General features: G+C 59.1%; 23 protein-coding genes. 7 read left to right on the forward strand and 16 right to left on the reverse strand.

What is annotated here, in order from left to right:
- Positions 1–117: 117 nt before the first annotated feature.
- The 3 genes from Q675_RS38205 to Q675_RS23255 all read right to left on the reverse strand — a co-directional run bounded on the left by Q675_RS38205 (position 118) and on the right by Q675_RS23255 (position 1,363).
- Positions 118–288: a hypothetical protein gene (locus Q675_RS38205; RefSeq protein ID WP_022990778.1), complete on the reverse strand. Its 171-nt coding sequence runs from the start codon at positions 286–288 to the stop codon at positions 118–120.
- A 120-nt stretch (positions 289–408) separates the two neighbouring features.
- Positions 409–972, reverse strand: coding sequence for an NADPH-dependent FMN reductase (locus Q675_RS23250; protein WP_022990777.1), 564 nt, complete (start codon positions 970–972; stop codon positions 409–411).
- A 142-nt stretch (positions 973–1,114) separates the two neighbouring features.
- A complete protein-coding gene (locus Q675_RS23255; RefSeq protein ID WP_022990776.1) occupies positions 1,115–1,363 on the reverse strand; it encodes a hypothetical protein in 249 nt (82 codons plus the stop codon).
- 196 nt (positions 1,364–1,559) lie between these two features.
- On the opposite strand from Q675_RS23255, the gene Q675_RS23260 reads away from it, so the two are divergent.
- Positions 1,560–2,204, forward strand: coding sequence for a hypothetical protein (locus Q675_RS23260; protein ID WP_022990775.1), 645 nt, complete (start codon positions 1,560–1,562; stop codon positions 2,202–2,204).
- A gap of 27 nt (positions 2,205–2,231) precedes the next feature.
- Here Q675_RS23260 and Q675_RS23265 read toward each other — a convergent pair whose 3' ends face one another.
- The 3 genes from Q675_RS23265 to Q675_RS38285 all read right to left on the reverse strand — a co-directional run bounded on the left by Q675_RS23265 (position 2,232) and on the right by Q675_RS38285 (position 4,010).
- Positions 2,232–2,900 (reverse strand): alpha/beta hydrolase, encoded by a 669-nt coding sequence (locus Q675_RS23265; RefSeq protein WP_023010657.1) that lies wholly within the window; start codon positions 2,898–2,900, stop codon positions 2,232–2,234.
- A 50-nt stretch (positions 2,901–2,950) separates the two neighbouring features.
- Entirely contained in the window at positions 2,951–3,700 is a 750-nt protein-coding gene (locus tag Q675_RS23270) for a ParA family protein (protein ID WP_023010658.1), read from the reverse strand.
- A 154-nt stretch (positions 3,701–3,854) separates the two neighbouring features.
- Positions 3,855–4,010 carry a hypothetical protein gene (locus tag Q675_RS38285; RefSeq protein ID WP_022990772.1) on the reverse strand — a complete coding sequence of 52 codons (156 nt, stop codon included), beginning with the start codon at positions 4,008–4,010 and terminating at the stop codon, positions 3,855–3,857.
- Positions 4,011–4,085: 75 nt separating this feature from the next.
- On the opposite strand from Q675_RS38285, the gene rhtB reads away from it, so the two are divergent.
- Both rhtB and Q675_RS23280 read left to right on the forward strand, forming a co-directional pair.
- Entirely contained in the window at positions 4,086–4,706 is a 621-nt protein-coding gene (gene rhtB, locus Q675_RS23275) for a homoserine/homoserine lactone efflux protein (RefSeq protein ID WP_011786702.1), read from the forward strand.
- A 90-nt stretch (positions 4,707–4,796) separates the two neighbouring features.
- The gene (locus Q675_RS23280) at positions 4,797–5,762 is read left to right on the forward strand and encodes a calcium/sodium antiporter (RefSeq protein ID WP_023010659.1); all 966 of its coding nucleotides are present in this window, start codon (positions 4,797–4,799) and stop codon (positions 5,760–5,762) included.
- Here Q675_RS23280 and Q675_RS23285 read toward each other — a convergent pair.
- The 4 genes from Q675_RS23285 to Q675_RS23300 form a co-directional block, all read right to left on the reverse strand.
- Entirely contained in the window at positions 5,759–6,613 is an 855-nt protein-coding gene (locus Q675_RS23285) for a hypothetical protein (RefSeq protein WP_023010660.1), read from the reverse strand. The two genes, Q675_RS23280 and Q675_RS23285, sit on opposite strands and share 4 nt — an antisense overlap.
- 86 nt (positions 6,614–6,699) lie before the next feature.
- Complete coding sequence (locus tag Q675_RS23290) at positions 6,700–7,566, reverse strand: ABC transporter substrate-binding protein (protein WP_023010661.1); 867 nt, start codon at positions 7,564–7,566, stop codon at positions 6,700–6,702.
- 11 nt (positions 7,567–7,577) lie between these two features.
- Positions 7,578–9,608 carry a TonB-dependent receptor domain-containing protein gene (locus tag Q675_RS23295; protein ID WP_023010662.1) on the reverse strand — a complete coding sequence of 677 codons (2,031 nt, stop codon included), beginning with the start codon at positions 9,606–9,608 and terminating at the stop codon, positions 7,578–7,580.
- 95 nt (positions 9,609–9,703) lie between these two features.
- Positions 9,704–10,657 carry a LysR family transcriptional regulator gene (locus Q675_RS23300; protein ID WP_022990767.1) on the reverse strand — a complete coding sequence of 318 codons (954 nt, stop codon included), beginning with the start codon at positions 10,655–10,657 and terminating at the stop codon, positions 9,704–9,706.
- Positions 10,658–10,786: 129 nt separating this feature from the next.
- Between Q675_RS23300 and Q675_RS23305 the strand changes: the two genes are divergently transcribed.
- Genes Q675_RS23305 through Q675_RS23320 form a run of 4 tightly spaced genes read left to right on the forward strand, consistent with a single transcriptional unit; the run spans position 10,787 to position 14,578 of the window.
- A complete protein-coding gene (locus Q675_RS23305) occupies positions 10,787–11,746 on the forward strand; it encodes an iron-siderophore ABC transporter substrate-binding protein (RefSeq protein ID WP_022990766.1) in 960 nt (319 codons plus the stop codon).
- Between the two features lie 8 nt (positions 11,747–11,754).
- Entirely contained in the window at positions 11,755–12,780 is a 1,026-nt protein-coding gene (locus tag Q675_RS23310; protein ID WP_031211049.1) for a FecCD family ABC transporter permease, read from the forward strand.
- Positions 12,777–13,784, forward strand: coding sequence for a FecCD family ABC transporter permease (locus Q675_RS23315; RefSeq protein WP_022990764.1), 1,008 nt, complete (start codon positions 12,777–12,779; stop codon positions 13,782–13,784). The genes Q675_RS23310 and Q675_RS23315 overlap by 4 nt, the downstream gene beginning before the upstream one ends.
- Positions 13,781–14,578, forward strand: coding sequence for an ABC transporter ATP-binding protein (locus Q675_RS23320; protein ID WP_022990763.1), 798 nt, complete (start codon positions 13,781–13,783; stop codon positions 14,576–14,578). Before Q675_RS23315 ends, Q675_RS23320 begins: the two co-directional genes overlap by 4 nt.
- Before the next feature lie 6 nt (positions 14,579–14,584).
- On the opposite strand, the gene Q675_RS23325 is transcribed toward Q675_RS23320, so the two are convergent.
- From Q675_RS23325 to Q675_RS23350, 6 genes are all read right to left on the reverse strand, one after another.
- A complete protein-coding gene (locus Q675_RS23325; protein WP_023010664.1) occupies positions 14,585–15,787 on the reverse strand; it encodes a multidrug effflux MFS transporter in 1,203 nt (400 codons plus the stop codon).
- 83 nt (positions 15,788–15,870) lie between these two features.
- A complete protein-coding gene (locus Q675_RS23330) occupies positions 15,871–16,308 on the reverse strand; it encodes a DUF4124 domain-containing protein (RefSeq protein ID WP_023008666.1) in 438 nt (145 codons plus the stop codon).
- A 106-nt stretch (positions 16,309–16,414) separates the two neighbouring features.
- A complete protein-coding gene (gene glcF / locus Q675_RS23335; RefSeq protein WP_023010665.1) occupies positions 16,415–17,623 on the reverse strand; it encodes a glycolate oxidase subunit GlcF in 1,209 nt (402 codons plus the stop codon).
- 2 nt (positions 17,624–17,625) lie between these two features.
- Positions 17,626–18,693, reverse strand: a complete 1,068-nt coding sequence (gene glcE / locus Q675_RS23340; RefSeq protein ID WP_014422551.1) for a glycolate oxidase subunit GlcE — start codon at positions 18,691–18,693, stop codon at positions 17,626–17,628.
- Complete coding sequence (locus Q675_RS23345) at positions 18,686–20,158, reverse strand: FAD-linked oxidase C-terminal domain-containing protein (RefSeq protein WP_023010666.1); 1,473 nt, start codon at positions 20,156–20,158, stop codon at positions 18,686–18,688. Before Q675_RS23345 ends, glcE begins: the two co-directional genes overlap by 8 nt.
- A gap of 12 nt (positions 20,159–20,170) precedes the next feature.
- On the reverse strand, positions 20,171–20,596 hold the full coding sequence (locus tag Q675_RS23350) for a GlcG/HbpS family heme-binding protein (RefSeq protein ID WP_014422553.1): 426 nt from the start codon (positions 20,594–20,596) through the stop codon (positions 20,171–20,173).
- Positions 20,597–20,608: the final 12 nt, after the last annotated feature.

Genomic DNA, 20,608 nt, shown 5'->3' on the forward strand with positions numbered 1-20,608 from the left:
GCATCAGAAAAGATCAGTCCAGATCAATTAATGCAACAGGTAGCGTAGCGTCAAGGGCTCGAATTAGCCCATCTGAAGCGGGCCAGGTTGTTCTGGATGTCGATAACGCTGAACCCCTTATGCACCCGCCAACGGAGCCATTCGCCGCTCCACCGCACCGCGCTCTTCCTGCGCTCTTTTAAGCCGGGAATAGTTGGTCGGCGTTGGGTCCCGGTCGTAGCGTGTCTGCGCCTGATGTGCCAGGTCGCACTTCTCCAGCCACTGCTCAATCAGCTCTACTGTGCTCATGGTTCACCTCCGTTGTCGTTAGGTATGCGTTCACCATAAACGACCAACGGAGGTAGAATCCCGAAAGCTTTATGCTTGAATTGTGGCAAATAATGATCGGGAATCAGAGCGCTCAGTAACTTAACGCATGGGCTTCATTCCCTCGGCCCACTTGGCCAGCTCCGCCAGCATGGTCGAGGCCGACCCGGTATGATGCTCGGTCGCCTGGAACTTGCGATTCTCATCCAGAAGTTCCCAGGGCATCTGCACCATCACGCCCTCCACCATGGGCATCATTTTAACGGTGGTCACCAGTTGTTTTGCCATCTGTGCAGACCGTAGCCCGCCAGAGACACCGCCATAGCTGACAAAGGCACACGGCTTGTAATTCCATTCGTTGTAGACGTAATTGATCGCGTTCATGAATGAAGGCGGCGGGCAGAAATTGTACTCCGGCAGTACGAATACGTAGGCATCCGCGCCGGACACACTCTCCGACCAGTTTTTCGTGTGCTCGTGCTGATACTGCTGCTGACGCGGGTGATTGGGCTCGTCATAAACCGGCAGGTTAAAATCCGCCAGATCCACCAGCTCACTGTTAAAAGCACCCTGTTCGTTGGCAAAACCGTTGAACCACTCAGCGATGGCTGGGCCGACACGGCCGGGGCGAGTACTGCAGATGATTGTCTGTAACTTGAGGGACATGGCACGCTTCCTTTTGCTGAATAGACCGATCTGCCGCGCAAACCGTACGGCAAAACCGGTTCACGCCGTTATATACCATTGCTCAGTCTAGCCTCAGCGCCAGGCGATAGATAACACAAGCTTCTGCAGTAATTGTTCAGTTTTACTGACGATCCCGGAGCACCTTCCAGTCCAGAACATTTCCCTCGGAATCAAACTGAACATAGCCGGAATAGCCGTCGGATTCATGCCAGGTCTTAACGTAACCAACCACCTGGCCATCTTCGGCAACCATTTCAAAGGAGGTGTTCTTCTCGTGGGTAATGTGGTGATCATCACCGTCAGGAGCGACTTCTTGAAGTTTCAGGTTCGGGTTTCCGGGAAGTGCGATATCGAGCAGATGTGAGTTCATGGCAAAACCTCTTCGGGCATTCAGGCAGGGGACCGGTTTCGATCCGTCACGGCCAGTGTAGGCAGGATTTGTGTCGCTGCGTTGACACAACTCAAGACCTTTCCCATGTTCCGCAGACTGTCACAATCCACTTCTTTGAACCCTGGACAGGCTGGCTGTTAAGTTAGTTCCTCAAAAGGAAGCGGAGGCCACCACAATGGACTACATCAGCCCGATCAGCAGCGCCGTAATGGCCGTTGTCTGGATCGTCTATTTCCAGCTGTTTTTCCTGCAATACAAACGAAATAACCGCCCCTATCTGGTCATCCACCATGCCCAGAACGAGAACCCGGATGCACTGTGTTTGCTGGTGAATATGGGGCAGGAAACGGTTCACGTGCAGTGTGTACAGGTAGTGCTGCATACCCGAGCCGGAGACGAGAAAACCCTGACCGTTACCGAATACGAGCGCGTCGCACCGGATGACTCCAACGTACAGGATGCTCTCAGGCAAGGCCCGGTGCCGTCAGGTGGCTATCTTGTGCTGGGCTCGTTCCGGAATGTCATTCTCGGCAAGAAGAGCGAGGACGATGACAGCGACTATCTTTTCGAGGACATTACCGGGGTGGAAATCCGAGCAGCCGTGATTCATGGCCCCAGCCCCTACCCCGTAGGTGTGCGCCGAAGCTTCACTTTGCGCCACGATGGCAGACCAAAAATATTCCCGCACAACATTCACAGCGAGCAGCTAAACCGGCGCAAAGACCGCAACGAGGTGCGCCGCTGGCTTGAGGAAGAGCTTCAGCCCAAATGCAAAGGTCGTTCGGAATCGGACAGCTCCGACCAATCCACCAGCGAATAGGACGGGGAAGATGAGTCCCCGGCCGAGTTAGCGGTCTCCCGAGGTGAGCCGAGACAGGAAAGCGTCCAGGTCTCTCACCTCTTCAAGGCACAGGCTATGTTCCATTCCATAGCTTTGAAACTCCGGCTCGTACCCGAGATCCTGAAGTTTCCGAAGTGCCGCCTGGCCAAGTGATTCGGCCACGATAGGGTCGAAGCGACCATGGCCGATAAATATCGGTAACTTGCGGTTGGCTTCGCTCAGCTCAATGGTATCAGCCGTAGCGAAGTAAGTAGACAACGCAAACAGGCCGCCAAGACGCTCCGGATAGCTGAGGGCCAGCTCATAAGCCACCGCACCGCCCTGGGAGAAACCACCCAGAATGATGTTTTCACTGGCAACACCGCGCTCCCGCTCGGCCCGGATCAGCTCTGCAACCATGGCTGCGGACGCGCGAAGCTGTTCGGCATCAACCTTACGATCGACGTCCATGGCAAGAATGTCGTACCAGGCCGGCATCACCATTCCGCCATTGATGGTAACCGGCAGCTCCGGTGCATGGGGAAAGATGAAACGGACGGGCTGCTCCCGCGAGAACCGGAACTCTGGAACCACCGGCTCGAAGTCGTGACCGCTGGCGCCAAGGCCATGCAACCAGATAACGCTGGTTTGCGGGTTGTCGCCGGTGTCGATTTGCAGTGTTTCAAGGGGTGTCATCAAGGCTCCACTCGTGTCGAATAAGTGCCCAGACTCTACCACTTTTCAGGCTATCGAGACCAAAGATCCGTTTTGATACCCGACCACAGTTTGCGGAATTCTCCTGCCGCCAGTGAACCCGGGGCCAGCACTTCAAGTGGCTGCCCTTCTTCCCCCATACGCTCAACCGCACTTGCATAGGGGATGGCGGCAAGCGCAGGCAAGCCAAGCTTCTCTGCGTCCCGCGCCAACACATCCCGATGCAGATTCTTACGCCTATCCACCATTGAAAAGAACGGACGCAACTTCTTAACACCGAGTTTTTTATCCTTCACAAACTCTTTCAACTGATCCCAGCTATTCAGGGACAACCAGGTGGGTACCACCGGTACATACACCTTGTCAGCCACATCCAGCACCTGCTCGGTAAGTCGGGATAACGTGGGCGGGCAATCCAGAATTACCAGACTGGTGTCTTCCGACAAAGGTGCCAACAGGTCTTTCAACGCATTGCCATCGTGCTCCTGTTCGAGCTTGATGTCGAAATTTCGAAAGCTGGAATGGGCGGGGATAAAATCCAGGTTGGGATAAACGTCTTCGTGAATAAAGCGGGCAATAGGCGATTTCCCCTCCAGCAGTTTGGAGAGTTTGCGGCCCTTCACGGGCTCTGCTCCGGCAAGGTAGAAACTGGAGGCCCCCTGTGGGTCCAGATCCCAGAGCAGGGTCCTCAGATTGTCCCGGCTGGCCAGGTAAGCGGTATTGACCGCAGCGGCGGTCTTACCGACCCCGCCCTTGGGGCTGTAGAAGGCGATGATTCTCATCAGGTGCGGCTCCTGCCGTGTTCCATGTCAGTAAACACTACAGGATAACAGCGACCCAGCGGCCATTCATGAAGCTTTTATGACAACCAGCAAGCGTCGACTGGCACTAACTGTCCGGGATAGGAGGGTATGAAAGGCTTTCGTAAAACCACTTTCAAGCGGCTTTGCGAAAGCCCTCCGACCGAACCGTCTTGTCCCGGCTGCGCTTGTATTTGGTTTTGTCCTCAACCACACGCATCTGGTATTTTGGCGTTCTCAATTCACGTTGCACAGCACTATGCTGCGTGGCTTTCGCCCGTTTTCTGGCCATGTCACAGTCTCCTCTTCTGGCCGGTGTTTTGTGGCGGTTAGTATAACATCTTCGGATTCAGCAAGAGCGTAAGCAATGACACTCACTGTCTGGCTGACCTTTCTGGTCGCAGCCGTTTTTATCAGTATTTCGCCTGGCGCCGGCGCGGTGAATTCCATGAGCAGCGGGCTTCGCTACGGGGTGCGTAAATCTCTGCCCACCATTGCCGGTCAGCAATTCGGTTACGGCGCACAGATCGTGCTGGTAGGCGCCGGGCTGGGCGCAATCGTCGCCTCCTCCAATACTGCTTTGGCAGTGATCAAATGGATTGGCGTGGTTTACCTTATCTGGCTCGGCATCCAGAAATGGAGGGAGCCACCTATTGAAGCATCCCGGGCGGACCTCTCCGGATTCAGTCCAAGACAGCAGTTCTGGAACGGCGCTCTGGTAAACCTCACCAACCCGAAGGCCACCATCTTCCTGATTGCCCTGTTCCCCCAGTTTCTGGTGGCGGGCGCGCCCCATGGCCCTCAACTGGCCACCATGGGGGCCACGCTGATCTTTGTCGATATCCTGGTGATGGTAGGCTATGCCATTCTCGCCAGCCAGCTGTTCCGGTTCATGACCACCCCTGCGCGCCAACGGCAAATGAACCGGGTTTTTGGTGGCCTGTTCGTGACCGCAGCGGTGGCCCTGGCCAGTTTCAAGAGAGCCTGAATTGCCATTGGCTGATAGGTAGTTCTGTGTAATTGTGCGGCCACTGCGATTGCCGTCAAATACTCCGACATCAACCTGGGAGCCAACAACGTGCTGATTGCATCTCTCGCCATTCTTGCCGGCCTTGCCCTTCTGGTCTGGAGTGCCGACCGGTTTGTTGAAGGATCGGCCGCTACGGCTGGCCATTTCGGAATGCCACCTTTACTGATTGGCATGGTGGTGGTTGGCTTTGGCACCTCGGCACCGGAGATGGTGGTTTCCGCGCTGGCTGCCTATCAGGGCAACCCCGGCCTGGCGCTGGGTAATGCCTATGGTTCCAACATCACCAACATCGCCCTGATTCTCGGTATCACCGCCGTGATTGCCCCCATTGCCGTACACTCTCAGGTGATGCGCAAGGAACTGCCGATTCTGGCCCTGGTTACCCTGGCGGCGGCCTGGCTGCTGTTTGATGGCGAACTCAGCCGGCTGGATGCGGCCGGCCTGCTGGTGCTGTTTGCCCTGTTACTGGGCTGGAGCATCTGGTCTGGCATGAGAAAAACCGATGATGCCTTCGCCACCGAAATGGATGCCGAGCTTGCCGCTCATCCCATGCCCATTCGCAAGGCGATTCTCTGGCTGGTGGTGGGGCTGGTTCTGCTGATTATCAGCTCCCGCGTTCTGGTTTGGGGGGCGGTCGACCTAGCCACTCGCTTTGGCGTCAGTGACCTTGTGATCGGCCTGACCATTGTGGCTATTGGCACGTCCCTGCCGGAACTGGCCTCTTCAATCATTGCGGCCCGCAAGGGCGAGCATGATCTGGCATTGGGTAATATTCTGGGCTCTAACCTGTTCAACACCCTGGCCGTGGTCGGTATTGCCGGCTCCATTGCCCCCATGGCCGTGGCCAACGAGGTGTTGATGAGGGATATTCCGGTGATGGTAGGCCTTACCCTTGCCCTGTTTGTACTGGGTTACGGATTTCGCGGGCCAGGGCGTATCAATCGTGTGGAAGGTGCCGGGCTGCTGGCCGTCTTCGTGGGCTATACGGCCTACCTGCTAAGCACCACCTTTTAAGAGAGCAGTCCCGGGGTCAGCAACCATTCACTGACTCCCGGATACTGCTCCAGATCCAGGACAAACTCCTGACCACGTGCCGCGCACTTTAAGCGGCAGTATTCTCCGGAATCCTCCAGGCGCCAGCGTTCCGGATTGTGATGATAACTGAGGGGTAATTTACCAGGTTGAGGCATGAAGCCAGCCGGTAAGCGCCAGTCCGTGACCATTGAGGCTCCGGGTGCGGTCAGCCGGTGCTGATCTGACAAAGCCTCCACGGCTCCGGCGGCTGGCAAATCCTCACGCAAGCCTGGAATCTGAAGCCTGTCGCCGCTGACATAGAGACTGTTCTGTGCTGATCGCTCGCCATGCAGGTGCGGATGATAGCGCGCCCAATCCGGTACCGGCGACGCGTCGCCCAGAGGCCAGACGTCGGCCACCTGCAACCAGCCCCAGACAGCATGAAACGGTCGGCTACCGGGCACAAAGCGCCATCGTCTCCGATAACGTTCCACCGGCCGGAACTGCGCAAAAAAGAGAAAAAGATCACCAGGCCCAATGTCATGATTGGCCAGGTGCGCCTGGGCCGAACTGTGCTGGCCAAGCACCGGACGCCAGCCTGGCAGCCGGGGATAGGCACTTTCGATAACATCGGGATCCAGATGCGCACCACGTCTGGAAAACGCCCGCTGCCCCGTCAACTGCGACACCAGCGAACCAATGCTTTCGCCATGGTGCCGGATCTGGCTGTAGCGAATGGGCGACTGTTCGTCCGGAATGGGCAGCGCCAGGCAGCTGCCATCCGGGAAGACCGGATTGGGGCAGCCGCCAGCGGAACTGTCGAAGCCTTTTCTGCTGAGGATCAGTTTCATAGCTGAGCATTATTGACCAAAGCGACGCAAACAAAAAAGGCCCGTCGGCGTTTGCCGGCAGGCCTTAAGATTCTGCTGCGCGGAAGTTACCGCACCGCGTTCACCACTTCATCCACTTGCAGCCGTACGCTCTGCAAGCCGCCACCGGACAGGTACCAGAGGCCTGGGTTAAGCACCACGACTTCGGTAGACACACCAGCCTCGGCCAGCGAAGCTTTCAACGTCTCCGGCGCCAGCGGTTCATCACCTATCGCGGCACTGCGATCAACCACCAGCAGGTTATCCGGCGCCATTTGCGCCAGAACATCGGCTGTTACCGGATAGAAGGTACGCTCGCCACGCACCACGGGCTGCACACTGTCTGGCACAGCCGCAGGTGTCAACGCCAGTAGCTCGTAGACCAATGCTTCCTGCCGGAGTGAAAAGTTCCCGTTATTATGGGTCACCACGGTAACGGTACCTGCGTCGGCCAAGGTCGCCTTTTGCGCCTCAACGTGCTGCCAGAGCGCGTCCAGCTCTATGCCAGCCGCCTCTTCAAGGTCGTAGTAGCCAGCCAGGCTGAGCACCCGGTCATTCACCGCGGCCTGAAGATTATTCCCCTCCAGCGTGACATCACGTACTGGAGCCGCCTTCGCAAAGGACGTAAGGGCTTCCGCGCCCTGGCGCCCGGTCATCAGTACCAATCCTGGTTTCAGGTCAGTGGCCAATGCCAGGTCGGGGGTCTTCAGACCGCCTGCGTCCGGCAGCCTTGCACCCAGGTCCGCCAGATAATCCGGCAGGCTCTGGTGTGGAATGGCCACAACCTTTTCTTCCAGACCCAGCTCCAGCAAGGTGTCCAGTGCACCGTGATCGTAGCTGATCACCGTGGGGCCGGTTACTTCCGTCGTGGTCGCGCACCCGGTCAGGGTTATGCCGGCCAGAGCAAAAGCCATAATCCGTTTCATTGAAGTCATGGTTACTCTCCTCAGAAGTCGACCGCCAGGCCAAGGTTCAGGCGACGGCCATCCAGCACTACGCCATAGTCATCATTGGTGATTTCTTTATCAGCCAGGTTGTACAGACCCGCGGTCACCCGGGCAGAATCGGTCAGTTGGTAAAGCAAGCCGGCATCCATCAGCGTGTAACCCGGCGTACCATCTGACATGCTACGGCGGCCAAGGTAATCACTGGTTTCACCACGGTAGTTGGCCTGGAACCAAAGATTCAGCCGGTTATTCGCTTGCCAGTCCAGGTTGGCGTTAGCCATGTGCTCAGGAATTTTGTTCAGCGGTTCGCCTTTGTACTCGCCGGTCTTCTGTTCAGAGTCGGTGTAGGTGTAGCTGGAATTCAGAGTGACCGAGTCGGTCAGCCGGTAATCCAGCGTCAGTTCGACGCCTCGCATTTCGGCTTCGTCGATGTTGGCCCGGGTACTCAGGAACAGGTAGTCGTTGCCCTGAAAGCTGCAGGTCCAGGTGGCCGGGTCATCGCGATCCCCATTGGGAGACTCACAAAGCCGGTCTTCGGCAATCTTGTCTTTGAAATCGGTCTGGAACAGCATCACGCTGGCGTTCAGCCCCATGGCCCGGCTATCAAACACCATGCCCGCCTCGTAGCTGATACTGGATTCCGGATCCAGTTCCGGGTTGCCGATGATCAATGCCCGTGGATGCGGCGCAGGTGAGCCACCGCCGCCAGTGCCGCGGCCGAAGCCTTCGGTCACATCGGCCAGACCCGGCTGACGATATCCGGTAGACACCCCACCCTTGAGGGTCAGCTCTGGCGTCAGATCGTAAAGTGCGTAAACCCTTGGTGAAAACTCACCACCAAACAGCTCATCGTCGTTGTAGCGCAGCCCTGTGGTCACCGACAACTTCTCGGTAAGCCCCCACTCCACTTCCGAGTACACCGCAGCGATCCAGCGATCAACACTGCGTACGGCGCCTGGAATGTTGGATGTCAGCAAACCGTTGGTTTCGTCGGTCAGCTTTTCCTTCTTGTACTGGCCACCCACCGTCAGCACATGGTCGCCCCAGAACCGTGTAGCCTGGGTATCCAGCATCGATACTTTCTCTTTCTTGGTCTGATCCTGTACCCGCTCGGACAGGTCATGCTGGATAAAGCTGCGGGTCAACCAGTCGCCATAGTTGCCGGCATGAGACAGCACGTATACATCTTTGTCATAGATGTAGTTTGAGCCGGTTTCATCCTCTGCCACACTCTTGCCGGGTGTGCTGGTCTCTTCCAGACGGGAGCTGTCGTAACTCAGGGCAAATTCGTTGCGACTATCCGGAGTCAGAATCAGCTTGGCACCACCCTGCTTGCGCTTGCTTTCCGGGGTACTGCGTGCGGAGTCATCGGCACCGGCAAAATCGCTCTCATCATCCCCTCCCCAGGCAGCATTCACTTCCGCACTGAGCAGGTCCTCCACCAATGCGCCGCCGGCAAACAGGCTGGTCTGCCGGCTGTCGTTGCTGACATCGTTCAGAGATTTGGTGTACTCGGATGAGATAGTGCCCGCCCACTCACCACGGTTTTTGCGGGTGATGATGTTGATGACGCCGCCCATGGCTTCAGAACCGTACAGCGACGACATCGGGCCACGGATGACTTCAACCCGCTCGATCATGGAGATGGGCGGCAGAGCAATCTGCTTGCCACCGTCCTGGCCGTTGGTGTTTACCGAACGCCCCGCTGAGACCGGCCGGCCGTCGACCAGATAAAGCGTGTAACTGTCGTCCATCCCCCGAATGCTGATGTCCTGCGCACCACCGCCACCGGTTACGTACACTCCCGGGATGTTATTCACCGCATCGACAATACTCTTGTAGGACTTCTTCGCCAGCTCCTCGCCAGAGATCACCGAAATACTGGCCGGCGCATCCGAGATGTTCTGCTCAAAGCCAGCGGCAGTCACCACAATTTCACCCAGCTCAACGGGCACGGCCTGGGCCAGACTTGCGGTGCTGGCACTGGCCAGGGCAACCGCTGACGCCAGCAAAGGAAAACGACGGCGCATGAATAACTCCTTGTGTTGTGCAACGTTCACGATGTATCAGTTTTCGCATTTGCGAATCATTATCAGTGGCGTGAACATTAACACAACGCAAGGGTTCAGGTGTTGGAATGATGCGTTCCGCTTTTCGGAACAGCCTGTGTGGCAGTACCAACACCCCCAGTCCATTCCTCCGGGATACAGCTTCGTAGATGAGCAATAAAGGCCCGCACCCGACGGGGAAGAACACCATGAGGATAAAGCAAGGTCACTGGCAGGTCGGGTCCATACCACTCCGGTAGACAGGACTGAAAACTGCCGGGATGAGCCGTCAGCCGACGTTCCACCAGCCAGACCGGCATCAAGCCCAGGCCGCGGCCCGCGGCAATGGCGTCACCCTGCACATTGAACTGGTCCACGGTAAACCGACGGTCCGGTAGCGATAGCGGAAAATTGCCCTGGCGGGAGTGGTGCAATATTACCCCGGTGTCTGCCATACCCAGCAGATCCACCCAGGGATGATGGGCAAGCTCTCCCGGTGCAGCCGGCTTGCCGTGCTGCCGGAAATAGGCCGGGCTACCGAAAATACCCTGCTTGAGTACACCGAGCACCTCCTGGCGCAGCGCTGTCTCACCGGTCTCGCCCAGCCAGATACACACACCGTCCTCGACCGCTTCCGGCAGGTTCCTCTGGGTGTGAATCGCAACACGAAGGTCGTCATGGTCAGCCATAAAGGACTCAACCACCCCGGAAAACCAGCCACGCACAAAAGATTCGTGACAACGCAATTCCAGCTTGCCGGTTACCTCGGCTTTGAGTTCGTCCAGTGCCTCCCGCCCCTGCACCACCAACTCGAGAATGTCGTTGCAATAGCGGTAGAACACACGCCCGGCATCGTTCGGCACGATCTTCCGGGATTGTCTCAGCAACAGTGGCTGCCCCACATTCTCCTCCAGTTGTCGAATCCGGCGGCTGAGAGTGGACTTGGGTAGTCCCAGATCCCGGGTACTGGCGGTCAGGCTGCCGGTGCGCACTACCGACACGAAAGCTTCCAGCTCCTGCAAGTCATACATGATTTGGTTCCATTATTTGCAACTGACCGTTCCAATTTATCACTTTAAAACCTTAACGAGAACCATTATCATTATTTTCCATTAAAATTTGCAAGCTATCTAACACCCCGCTGCCGGAGCGCACTGACCATGACATGCCGCACTCTCACCCCCAGACAGACGCTTCTCCGATCCATTGCCGTACTGGCACTCTCCGCCATGGGCGCGGGTACCAGTCTCGCGGATACCCGGTCTGTGGAAACGGCCTATGGCCCGGTAACGGTCAACGGCCAGCCAGAGCGAGTAGTCACACTGTACGAGGGCGCCCTGGACACGACACTGGCCGTCGATGCCAACCCAGTGGGTGCTGTAATTACCCGTGGCGGTAGCGACGTTGCCGATTACATCAAGTCCCGGGCAGGTGATATCGCTATTGTGGGCGCACCGGCCGAAACCAATATTGAAGCGGTTATCTCCGTCCGGCCCGATCTGATTCTGGCTGCACCGCGCACCAATGAGCAGCAATACCAGTTGCTGTCGCGTATTGCGCCGGTGATCGTGTCAGATGTTCCCATGTTCCAGCCGGACAGCTGGGAACGGGAAACCCGCCTGTTCGCCAAAGCCCTGGGGAAAGAAGAGGCCGCTGAGCAGGTGATTGCCAAAGTCGAATCCCGCATTGGCGAAGTGGCCGCCCTTGTGGCGGCTCGCATCCCGGAAGCCCAGCGAGATGCCACCCTGGTTCGCTGGATGCCCCAGGGCCCCCTGGTAATGGCGGAAGGCCTGTTCTCGGCCTCGATTCTTCAGGCAGTAGGCTTCCGGATAGATGACAATGATCTGGTTGAAGAAGGCCGCCCCCACAGCGAACCACTGAGCCTGGAGAACCTGTCCAGCATGGATCAAAGCTGGGTATTCCTGGCGACACTGAATGAAGATGGCGACAAAGCACTGGAGGCAGCCCGCCAATCCCCGGCCTTTGCCCGCCTGGATGCGGTTGAACACGACCGGGTAATCACCGTCAGCGGGCAACTCTGGACCAGCGCTACCGGACCTCTGGCGGTACTGGCCATTCTTGATGACATCGAAGCCGCGGTCACTGCCATTCAGCCCTGAAGCGCCCAATGTCGAACGCTCTATCCCCGACTAGCGTGGTTGCGTCTCGCGCTTTTTTCCCGCCGCTTCTGGCTGCGGGATTTTTATTATTACTGGTGGTACTGGCCAGCCTGCTCTATGGCGCCGGCCCGGTGTCTGCCAGCGATGCCATGGCGGCGCTGATGGCCAATGGCACGGAGGAAGCCTGGTTTGTGGTCACCGAGCTTCGGCTGCCCCGCACCATCATTGCCCTGATCACCGGCCTCGCACTGGGCCTGGCCGGTGCCCTGCTCCAGTCCATGACCCGCAACCCACTGGCCGAGCCGGGCTTGCTGGGCGTCAGTGCTGGCAGTGGCTTTGCAGTAGCCCTGGCCATCCTCTTGGGCGCCACCACAGCCACTCTCACCACCCTGTCCGCCCAGCTTGGAGCGCTCGCCGGCTGTGCCCTGGTGATTGCCGCTACCAGGGTGCAGGGCCTGGGCAATGATCCTGTGCGTCTGGTATTGGCCGGGGCCACCATGACCGGTCTGCTGCTGGCATTGACCTCCATGTTGATGCTGATGGACCAGCGAGCCGCCGATGAGATTCGCTTCTGGATTACCGGCAGCGTGGCCGGCAAACCCTTGTCCATGCTTTGGGCAACGCTTCCCTCCATCACTCTCGCCCTGGTCCTGATTGCTATCGTGGCACGACCACTGGCAGCCATGGCCCTGGGCGAAAAAGCGGCCGTCGGGCTGGGACATCACCCGGGGCGAATCCGCTTCCTGATCACTTTCACGGTTGCTCTGCTGGTGGGCTCGGCAACGGCCCTCGCCGGGCCCCTGATCTTTGTCGGACTGGTGGTGCCGTTTATTGCCAGGGCCTTTTCCGGCCCCGATATCCGCAAGACCCTCTGGCTGTGTGTGCCTGTTGGCCCTGCCGTGGTACTGGGTGCCGACGTGCTTTCCCGGTTGATTGCCGCGCCCGCCGAAATGCCTCTGGGGGTGGTTACCGCGCTGATTGGCGCTCCGGTGCTGCTGGCCATTGTCCGGGCCGGCCGGATGCCTTCGCTATGACCGCAGGATTCGCCATGCCGGATAAACGCAACACGCTGGTTAATACCGCCCTGCTCGGGCTGTTAGTCCTGGCAACCATCATCTCGCTGGCCACCGGTACCGTGCAGGTTTCCCTGTTCGATACCCTCAGGGCATTAGCCGGCCACGCAGACCCGATGACCGATTTCGTGATCAACGAGCTTCGTCTGAGCAGGGTAATCGCGGGACTACTGAGTGGGGCAGCGCTGGCCATGGCCGGGTGCCTGATGCAGACCCTGGCCCGTAACCGTCTGGCGACACCGGGCATTATCGGCATCGATAACGCGGCTACCGCCTTTGCGGTCGCGTCGGTGGTGGGCGTGGGTTTATCGCTGGCACCATCAGCCATGGCATTGGCTGGAGCGGCAGCCGCCACGGCGATTGCCTTTGGTCTGGCGGGCGCCAATGGCACCCGGGGCTATCGCTTTATCGTCGCCGGCATCGGTATTGGCGCCATCGCGGGCGCAGTCACCCAGGTAATGCTCAGTCGGGTGGCGATTGATGCCGCCAATGCGGCCTATCCCTGGACGGTGGGCAGCCTGAATGCCCGTTCCGGCCAGAGTGTGCTGGTGCTCGGAATGGGCCTTGCGGCCGGCTACCTGATTCTGATGAGCCTCAGCCGAGCCCTCAATACCTTGCAGTTCACGGATGCGGTGGCCATTGCCCTGGGCACACGACTGAAAGCCACCCGCATAATCGGCCTGGGTTTGTCGGTGATGCTCACGGGCCTGGCAGTATCGGTCTGCGGGCCGGTTGGCCTGATTGCCCTGCTGGCGCCGGAGCTTGCCCGGGCCCTGTGCCGCCCGGGCAAGGTTCCGCTCACGGCTGCGGCCCTGGCGGGCGCCAGCTTCATGCTGATTGCCGACCTGTTAGGCCGCACGCTGTTTGCGCCGCTGGAAATTCCGGTAGGCATCATTACCGCCATCGTCGGCAGCCCTTACCTGCTCTGGATACTGCTGAGACCTTCGCCACGGAGCCTGACATGAGCCACCCCCAAACCGCGACCCTTGCCGCCGACGACATCACTCTGGCGCACCGTCAGTTTGTGGTAGCGGAGAATCTGAGCCTTCATCTGCCAACGGCCCAGGTCACCGCCATCGTGGGCCCCAACGGCTGCGGAAAATCCACCTTGCTGAATGGCCTGGCCCGGATTCATACGCCCAAGGGCGGCTCCGTGCTTCTGGACGGCAAGGATATCCATCGCCTGCCGTCCAAAGAAGTCGCCCGGAAACTGGCCCTGCTACCCCAGGACAACACCGCCCCGGAAGGTCTCACCGTTGCCGACCTGGTGCGCTTTGGCCGCCAGCCTCATCAGGGCTGGATGGCACAGTGGTCGAAAGAAGACCAACGGGCCTTCGATCAGGCGATACAGGCCGCCGATGTTGCCGGACTGGCTGACCGTGCACTGGACACCCTCTCTGGCGGGCAACGACAGCGGGCCTGGATTGCCATGGCGGTGGCCCAGCAAACGCCGCTGTTACTGCTGGACGAACCTACATCGGCCCTCGATCTGGGCCACCAGATTGAAGTGTTTGAGTTAATCCGGGCACTGAGCGGACAAGGCAAGACCATCGCCATGGTGGTGCACGACCTGGCCAGTGCCTGTCGCTATGCGGACCATATGGTGGCCATGAAAAACGGAACCATTATTGAGGAGGGCACTCCGGCGGAGATTGTCTCACCGGAGCTGGTGCAAGAACTCTACGGCGTCAGCTGCGATCTGATTCACGACCCGGCCACCGGTAGTCCGTTACTGGTCAATGTGCGCCGCAATCCCTGAGCGGTCTCAGGCCAGGGTTTCGGCCCTGGCCTTTTCCCGGGCAATCGCGGCTGGAGCTCCGGCCGCCAACACCACCGCGCCAGCCGAGCAGGCCAGCATGCTCAGCACAATAGGCAGAAGCGCATCACCTCCTAAAGCCGATGACAGCGCACTGATCCCTCCAGCCAGGGTGAATTGAGAGGCGCCCAGCATAGCGGCGGCGGTTCCGCCCAGATGCGGAAAGAACTCCAGCGCATTGGCCATGTTGTTAGGCACGATCCCGCCCTGACAGCCAATGGCGCCAATGATGAACAACGCCACCGCCCAGAACGGCCCGTCCAGAATGACCACGGTAACCAACCCGACCAGCATCAGGAACTGCAGCATAACCTGTACCCGCAACAGGATGACTGATGGGACGCGCCGCAACAGCGGCCGGTTGACCAGATTCAGCACCGCCATCAATCCGATATTGGCCGCGAACAGCATGGAGAAACTGGCGTTGGACAGGCCGAACCACTCCTGGTAGATAAACGACGAATGGGTAATGAACAGCAGCATGGTGCTGAAGCACATCACCTGAATCCCGATAAAGCGCATGGTTGTGCCGTGGCGAAGCACCAGCATGTAGTTGGTTACCAGAGTTTTCACCGGCGTCGAAGCCTGGGGCCTGGGTTTCAACCTGGGAAACAGGGCGATTTGCAGCACGACCGCCAGCAAGAGCGCGTAGCCGGCCAGAAATACGAAAATCCAGTGCCAATCGCCGAGCGCAAGCATCAACGCACCCAGTGAAGGTGCCGCAGCCGGGGCAATAAACATGATCAGGCCAATCAGGCCGAACAGGCGCGCCGCTTCCTGCCCGCCCACCTGGTCGCGGACAATCGCAGGCACCGAGACCGCACAGAAGGCACCGCCGATGCCCTGTACAATTCGCCAGCCCACCAACTCCGCCAGGGTATCGGCTCCGGCAATCATCATCGCGGCAATGGCGAAAATGGTCAGCCCGACAAACAGTATCAGCTTGCGGCCATAGCGATCCGACAAAGGCCCGCCCACCAGTTGTGCGAGACCAAGGGTGGCGACATAGGCACTCAGAGTCAGGCCCACATCCGCATGGGGAATACCAAAACCCTCAGCAATATCGGGGAACGCGGGCAAATACGCATCCAGAGCCAGAGGCCCCAGGGCGACGGTCATACCAAGTAATAACGCGAGCTGAAAATGAGACAAATGCTACCTCCGCTGACTAGATAGATAGCTAACAATATTCAGAAAAGGACCGCAATGCGCGGTTTCCGAAGCCAGCGCGGAAATCAGTTCTGGTCGAGCACGCACTCCCGGCTATAGAGCTGGCTGAGTTTGCGTCGTTTCTGGCGCAGGCCATTGCCTCGATCATTGCTGTAACCGGCTCGCAACTGGCCCTGAATCCGGTCCAACTGCTTCCGATATTTCTCGCACTGTTGCGCCTGCTTTTTTGCCTCTCTGGCCTGGGCATAGCGATCCTTGCTGCCGGGAGCCAGCAAGCGTTCCACTTCAGCCCGGCTTTGCCGCACCCGGTCGGCCTGGCGGATGTTTTCGCCCATGGGGACGGTCACCGGTGGTTTCACCGAAACACTGGAATGTCGCACCTGCCTGGGTGGCGTATCGGAAAAGTGTATGGACCCGTTAGCATCGGTCCAGCGGTAGATTTCAGCAGTGGCGGGCGCTGCCGCGGTAACGAGAAGCAGGCTCAGGGCCAGTTTCCTTGGCATGGGTTCACATCCTGTGAATAGTTTGAGGGAGAGCCCCGCCACCATCACAGCAGCGGGACAGGCGCTGGTAACTATACCGAAAGCCAGCGCCACTTTCAGGAACGGATCAGCGGTCCAGCAACTCGATCCAGTGGTTCACCGGTACGTCTGCTTTGCTCTCCAGGTGCAACTGGCAGCCAATGTTGGCCGTGACAATCCGTACCGGGTTATCCACCGTCAGCGCCTTGAGCTTGTTATCCAGCAGCTTCTGGCTCATCTCCGGCTGGGTAATGGAATAGGTACCCGCCGAGCCACAGCACAGGTGCTTGTCTTTGGTGGCCGCCAGGTCGATACCCGCCTTGGTGAGCACCTGCTCCACTACACCGTTCTGCTTCATGGCGTGTTGCAGCGTGCACGGACAATGGAAGGCTACCTTGCCGGCCCGGGCGCCGGCTTTCAAGGGCTCCAGGTCTTCTTTCAGCAGGAAAGCACCCAGGTCTGTACACAGTTCACTGACCTTTCGTGCCTTGTTGGCGTACACCGGATCATCTTTCAGCAGATGCCCGTAATCCTGGACCATGGCACCACAACCTGACGCGGTCATGATGATGGCCTCGGCTCCAGCTTCGATGGCAGGCCACCAGGCATCGATGTTGCTGCGCATTTGTTCCAGACCGCGCCCATGTTCGGACAGATGGTAGTTCACCGCGCCACAGCATCCGGCCTCGGGGGCTTCCACCATGGTCACGCCGAGCTTGTCCAGCACCCGGGCGGCGGCAGCGTTGGTATTGGGCGCAGCCGACGGCTGAACACAGCCGGCCAGGGCCAGAACCACACGGCTGTGGCTCGACGAGGGCCAGGGGCTTGCGTGCCGGCGGGGCGGCACCTTGGTGCGCAGCTTCTCCGGCAGGACCGGCCGGAAGGCCTGGCCCAGACGCAGCATCAACCCGAACAGCCGGCGATCCGGCAGGAAGCGGGTCAGCGCCCAGCGCAGCCATTTTTCCTGCGGCTTACGCGGCAGCTCTTTCTCCATCAAACCACGGCTGATATCCACCAGGCGGCCATATTTCACGCCGGAGGGACAGGTGGTTTCACAGCTTCGACACGTCAGGCAGCGGTCGAGATGTTCACGGGTTTTCTCGGTCACTTCGCCGCCTTCCAGGAACATCTTCATCAGATAGATGCGGCCACGGGGTCCGTCCCGCTCGTCGTTCAGTTCCTGGTAGGTTGGGCAGGTCGCGGTGCAGAAACCGCAATGCACACAGGCCCTGAGGATTTCCTCCGCTTCCTGACCTTCAGGATCATTGGCAAATTGTTGAACCAGATTCGTTTGCATAATTACAACCAGCTATAGAGACGGCCAGGATTGAAAATGCCGTCGGGATCGAACGAGTGTTTCACGCGGCGCTGGATGGTTTTCAACGCCTCGGGTTGGCTTTGCATCACTTCGGCAGTGCGATCACCACCCCGGAACAGGCTGACCTGACCACCGGCAGCACGAGCCAGTGGCTCCAGATCGCTGAGTGAGGCCTGGCCGCGATACCATCGCTGGGAGCCAACCCAGTCGATCATCCAGGGGCCGTCCAGCTTCGGCGTTCTGGCGGTGGAATCCAGGGAGAACCGCCAGAGAGGTGCTTCCGGATCGTCAAAGAAGCCGTGCTGCATGTCCTGAACCTCTCGCCAGAACTGGTCACCCTCAGCCATAACCTCGCCACCCCATTTCTCGGCGGTCGCCTCAACCGCTGATTTTGCACCGGCAAGGCGCAGGTACACCTTGCCATCTACCCAGCAAGCACCGGTGATGGGTTTGGGCTCACCGGCACGGCGGTTCATGTATTCCACCACCTCGTCCATGGCCATCTCCCGCACCAGGGTAACGGTGGCCGCCGGCTTCGGCATGACTTTCAGGCTGATCTCGGTGATCACCCCGAGTGTTCCCATGGCGCCGGCCTGCAGACGGGAAACGTCGTATCCCGCCACGTTTTTCATCACCTGGCCACCAAAACGCAGGTGTTCGCCCTTGCCGTTCAGCAGGCGAATACCCAGCACCTGATCCCTCACCGATCCCGCCCAGGGTCTGGCCGGGCCGGACAGGTTGCAGGCCATTGTGCCGCCGATGGTGGATGCGTCGCCAAAATGCGGCGGCTCAAAGTGCAGACACTGGCCCTGCTCCGCCAGCACCGCTTCAATTTCTTTCAGGGTGGTACCGGCACGTACCGTCAGCACCAGCTCTACCGGATGGTATTCCACCACACCAGTGTGCTCGGCCAGGCTCAGAGTGCTGGCATCAGCATCGCTCTGGCGCCCCATAAAGGACTTGCTGCCGCCGCCGACAATGTTGAGTTTCTGCCCGTTACTGCGGGCCTGGAGCACCTGCTCCTGTATCGTTTGGATCTGATCAGCCATGGGCAGTGTCCGCCTCTTCGTGCTTGTGTTGCTTGTGCTCGATGGAGCGGTATTCCTGACAGAATTTCAGGGTGGGCACCCCTTTGCCCGGGTTCAGAATTCCGGTGGGGTCGAAGGCCGCTTTCACATCGTGGAACTGCTGCAGCTCGTCATCATTGAACTGCACCGCCATCTGGCGAATTTTCTCCACGCCCACGCCATGCTCACCGGTGATACAGCCACCCACCTCAACACAGAGTTCCAGGATCTTGCTGCCGAACGCCTCGGTGCGCTCAAACTCGCCTGGCACGTTGGCATCAAACAGGATCAGCGGGTGCAGGTTGCCATCGCCCGCATGAAACACGTTCGCCACCCGCAGGCCGAACTCTTCTGACATCTTTTCCATTTCCAGCAATACCTTGGCCAGATAGCGACGCGGAATGGTGCCATCCATGCAGTAATAATCCGGCGAGATCCGCCCCACCGCCGGGAAGGCCGACTTGCGCCCTTTCCACAGCAGAGCCCGCTCTTCCTCGCTCTGTGAGGTGCGAATGGAGGTCGCGCCCAGCTTACGGAACAGCGCTTCGGCCTCTGCGATGTGTTCGTGCACTTCCTCTTCGGTGCCGTCCACTTCACACAGCAGCAGGGCCTTGGCATCCCGGGGATACCCGGCACCGCAGAAGTCATCGGCCGCGACAATGGCATGACCATCCATCATTTCCAGGCCGCCGGGGATGATGCCGTGGGAAATCACGCCACCCACCGCGTCGCCCGCTTTCTCGATGCTGTCGAAGCCCGCCATGATCACCTGTGCCACTTCCGGCCTGGGCAGCAGTTTCACCTTCACCTCGGTGACCACGCCCAGCAGTCCTTCAGAGCCGGTGAGCAGCGCCAGCAGATCCATACCGCAGCTGTCCAGACCATCACTGCCGACCGTTACCCGGTCACCCTCGGCGGTGATCATTTCCACACTGAGGATGTTGTGCACGGTCAGGCCGTACTTCAGGCAGTGCACGCCACCGGAGTTTTCGGCCACGTTGCCGCCAATGGTGCAGGCGATCTGAGAGGAAGGATCCGGCCCGTAATAAAGGCCGTACTGTGCAGCCTCTTCGCTGATCGCCAGGTTACGGACACCCGGCTGCAGGCGTGCGGTGCGACCAATCGGATCAATGTTCAGAATTTGGTTAAACTTGGCCAGCGAGAGCACTACCCCTTCCTTATGCGGCATGGCACCGGCACACAAACCGGTACCGGCACCACGGGCCACCACCGGCACACCGTTTTCGTGGCAAATGCGCATGACCCGCTGCACCTGTTCCACGGTTTCCGGGAGCACCACCAGCATGGGCATTTCCCGGTACATGGCCAGGCCATCGCACTCATAGGGTTTCAGGGTTTCGTCATCGGTGATGACGAAGTCCGGGTCAATAAAGGCCCGGAACTGCTCCGCCAGCCGGGACTTGCTGATACGGGATTGAGTATTCATAAGAGACACCGGTTACTGGCGTTTGCTTTCAAAATGGTCGATGCCAGCCTGGGCACAGTCCATGTCCTGTTGTGGCGTGCCCGAGCTGAGACCGATACCGCCGACCACTTCACCGTCTACCATCACCGGCAGGCCACCGCCTACCGTGCTCAGGCGACCGCCCACTTCAGTATGTATACCGAAGGCGAGGTTGCCCGGCACGTTGGCGGCATTGTAATCGTGGGTCGCTTTGCGCGCGGCCGCAGCGGTAAATGCCTTGTCCTGTGCGATGGTAACACTGGTCACTTTGCCCCCGTCCATACGCTCAAAGGCGATCAGCGTGCCGGACTCGTCCACCACTGCGATGCACATGGGCACACCGATTTCACGGGCCTTGGCCGCCGCACCCTCAATCAGGATGCGTGCATCAGACAGGTCGAGACGATGAATGGTCAACATAACGATTTACTC

Origin of the sequence: Marinobacter sp. EN3 (assembly GCF_000475315.1) — a bacterium.
Classification (GTDB): domain Bacteria; phylum Pseudomonadota; class Gammaproteobacteria; order Pseudomonadales; family Oleiphilaceae; genus Marinobacter; species Marinobacter nauticus.